Annotated in this window: 2 protein-coding genes; both read left to right on the forward strand. The window is 73.6% G+C overall.

Annotated features, from left to right (window positions below; genetic code table 11):
- A partial coding sequence (locus DQW06_RS01755; protein WP_370449040.1) for an HAD-IC family P-type ATPase occupies window positions 1–2488 on the forward strand: 2488 nt, incomplete at its 5' end.
- A gap of 267 nt (window positions 2489–2755) precedes the next feature.
- Window positions 2756–3235 (forward strand): nucleoside deaminase, encoded by a 480-nt coding sequence (locus DQW06_RS01760; RefSeq protein ID WP_117197841.1) that lies wholly within the window; start codon window positions 2756–2758, stop codon window positions 3233–3235.
- Window positions 3236–3283: the final 48 nt, after the last annotated feature.

Below are 3283 nucleotides of genomic sequence, written 5' to 3' on the forward strand. Positions count from 1 at the left end.
ACCGCGGACAGGCCGCGGGACGCGGCTTCCGCCGCCCGAGACGGGGCTGAGCAGCCAGCAGGTCGCCGAGCGGGTCTCGGCGGGGCGGACCAACGACGTGCCGGTGCGCGCGAGCCGCACGGTCGGCCAGATCATCCGCGGCAACGTGTTCACCCGGATCAACGCCATGGTCGCGGTGCTGTTCTCGATCATCGCGGTGATCGGCCCGGTGCAGGACGGGCTGTTCGCGATGGTCATCCTCTTCAACACGCTGATCGGCATCGTCCAGGAGCTGCGGGCCAAGCGCACCCTGGACAAGCTCGCCATCGTCAACGCCGCCCGGCCCCGGGTGGTGCGCGACGGCGCCACCGTGCACGTGGCCACGCAGGAGATCGTCCTGGACGAGGTCCTGGAAGTGGGCGTGGGCGACCAGATCGTGGTCGACGGCACCGTCACCTGGGCCGGGGGGCTGGAGGTCGACGAGTCGCTGCTGACCGGCGAGGCCGACCCGGTGGTCAAGCGGCCCGGGGACACGGTGATGTCGGGCAGCTTCGTGGTGGCGGGCACCGGCCGGTTCCGGGCCACCAAGGTGGGGCGGCACGCCTACGCGGCGCGGCTGGCCGAGGAGGCGAGCCGCTTCTCACTGGTGCACTCGGAGCTGCGGTCGGGCATCAACCGCATCCTGACCTGGATCACCTACGCGCTGTTCCCGATCGGCGCCCTGCTGATCTACAGCCAACTGGTCCTGGGCGGGCACGTGGGCCTGGAGGAGTCGACGTCGGGCGGCCAGATCTCCGGCCCGCTGGCGGACGCCCTGCGCAGCATGGTCGCGGCCCTGGTGTCGATGATCCCCGAGGGCCTGGTCCTGCTCACCAGCATCGCGTTCGCGGTCGGGGTGATCCGGCTGGGGAGGCACAAGTGCCTGGTGCAGGAGCTGCCCGCGATCGAGGGCCTGGCCCGTGTGGACGTGGTGTGCACCGACAAGACGGGCACGCTGACCGAGGCGGGCATGAAGCTGGCCGGGATCCGCGACCTGGGCGGGCACGGCGGGGAGGACTCCCCCTCGCTCGTGCTGGCTGCGCTGGCGGCCAGCGACCCCGACCACAACGCGAGCATGGCGGCGATCGCGCGCGGGTGCGAGGCCGCGGGCCAGACGGCTCCCGACTGGACGGTCACGGCGCTGGCGCCGTTCTCGTCCGCCCGCAAGTGGAGCGGGGCCAGCTTCCTGGCCTCCGGCGGCGAGGAGCACTGGGTGCTGGGCGCGGCCGACGTGCTGGTCTCCCCGCGGGACCCGGCGGCGGCCGAGGCGGCCCGGCTGGGCGCGCAGGGCCACCGGGTGCTGCTGCTGGCCCGCGCGTCGGCGCGGGTGGACTCCGACGAGGCCCCCGGGACCGTGCTGCCGGCGGCCCTGGTGGTGCTGGACCAGAGGCTGCGCGAGGACGCCGGTCCGACCCTGGACTACTTCGAGGACCAGGGTGTGGACGTCAAGATCGTCTCGGGCGACCACGCGGCGTCGGTGGGCGCGGTGGGCCGTGAGCTGGGGCTGCCGGGCGCGGACCAGCCGGTGGACGCGCGGGCGCTGTCGGAGGACGGCGACGAGCTGGCCCGCGAGGTGGAGCGGCGCTCGGCCTTCGGCCGGGTGACGCCCGAGCGCAAGCGCGACATGGTCAGGGGCCTGCGCGAACGCGGGCACACGGTGGCGATGACCGGTGACGGCGTCAACGACGTGCTGGCGCTGAAGGAGGCCGACATCGGCGTGGCGATGGGCTCGGGGAGCCCGGCGTCGCGGTCGGTGGCCCAGCTGGTGCTGCTGGACAACCGGTTCGCGGTGCTGCCGCGCGTGGTGGCCGAGGGCCGACGGGTCATCGGCAATATCGAGCGGGTGGCCAACCTGTTCCTGACCAAGACCGTGTACACGATGACGCTGGCGATCATCGTGGGCCTGCTGGCGGTGGCCTACCCCTTCTTCCCGCGCCACGCGACGCTCATCAACGCGGTGACGTTCGGTATCCCGTCGTTCTTCCTGGCGCTGGCGCCCAACACCGACATCGCCCGTCCGGGGTTCGTGATGCGGACGCTGCGGCTGGCGATCCCCTCGGGCATGGTGGCGGGCTTCGCCGCGGTGACGACCTACCTGCTGGTGCTGGGCGGCCGGACGGTGCCCGACCCGGCCGACCGGACCGCGGTGGTCATCACGCTGTGCGCGACGACGCTGTGGGTGCTGCTGCTGGTGGCCAAGCCGTACGTGTGGTGGAAGGTGCTGATGGTGGGCTCCATGGTGGGCCTGTTGACGCTGGCGATGGTGACACCGCTGGGGCAGTGGTTCTTCGACCTGGACGTGAGCGACCCGACCAAGGTGCTGACCGGTCTGGCCGTGGCCGGTGTGGCGATCGTGGTGATCACGGTGATCCGGGTGGTGGACGACCGGATGGTGGCCCGCTCGGAGGCGCGTGCGGCGGAGGGGGAGGACGAGCGCGAGGCCGAGGAGCGCACCCCGGAGCCGGTGTGACAGCGGTTCTCCGGGAGGCGGAGGGGCCGGGTACAGGCACCCCGGTCCCCCCGGCGCCCCGCCCCGGTGAGAGCGCGTGCGCAGGGCGGGGTGACACCGGTCTTCGCTCCGGGACCCGGTTGCGGGGCGCGGCCGGGGGAGGCCCCATCCTGGAAAGCACGGACCCGGAAGGCGCGGTCCCCGGAGTACGGCCCCGGAAGGCCCGGTCGCGCGGGGGCAGTCCGCTCGGGGTCCACGGCGGGGCCTGGAGAGGGAGAGAGGCAGGACATGCTGAGCGAAACCGACATGCGCCACCTGCGGCGCGCGGTCGATCTGGCCGAGGAGTCCCTGGAGGCGGGTGACGAGCCCTTCGGCTCGGTGCTGGTGTCCGGGGAGGGGGCGGTGCTCTTCGAGGACCGCAACCGCGTCGCCGGCGGCGACCCGACGCAGCATCCGGAGTTCGCCATCGCCCGGTGGTCGACCACCCGCGTGAGCCCCGGCAAGCGGGCGGCGGCGACCGTCTACACCTCCGGGGAGCACTGCCCCATGTGCTCGGCCGCCCACGGCTGGGCGGGGCTGGGCCGGATCGTGTACGCGAGCTCCTCGGCGCAGCTCGTCTCGTGGCTGGAGGAGTGGGGCGTGCCCCCGGCGCCGGTGCGGCCCCTGCCGGTCGGCGAGATCGTGCCCGGAATCGCGGTGGAGGGGCCGGTGGACTCCCTGGTCACGCGGGTGCGGTCGCTCCAGGCCCGCTTCCACGGCCGGGACTGACACCAGCGCCTTCCCCCCAGCCCGTCGACGGCCGCGCCCGCGCTGAGC

The sequence above is a fragment of the Nocardiopsis sp. TNDT3 genome, from assembly GCF_003427465.1.
Taxonomy (GTDB): domain Bacteria; phylum Actinomycetota; class Actinomycetes; order Streptosporangiales; family Streptosporangiaceae; genus Nocardiopsis; species Nocardiopsis dassonvillei.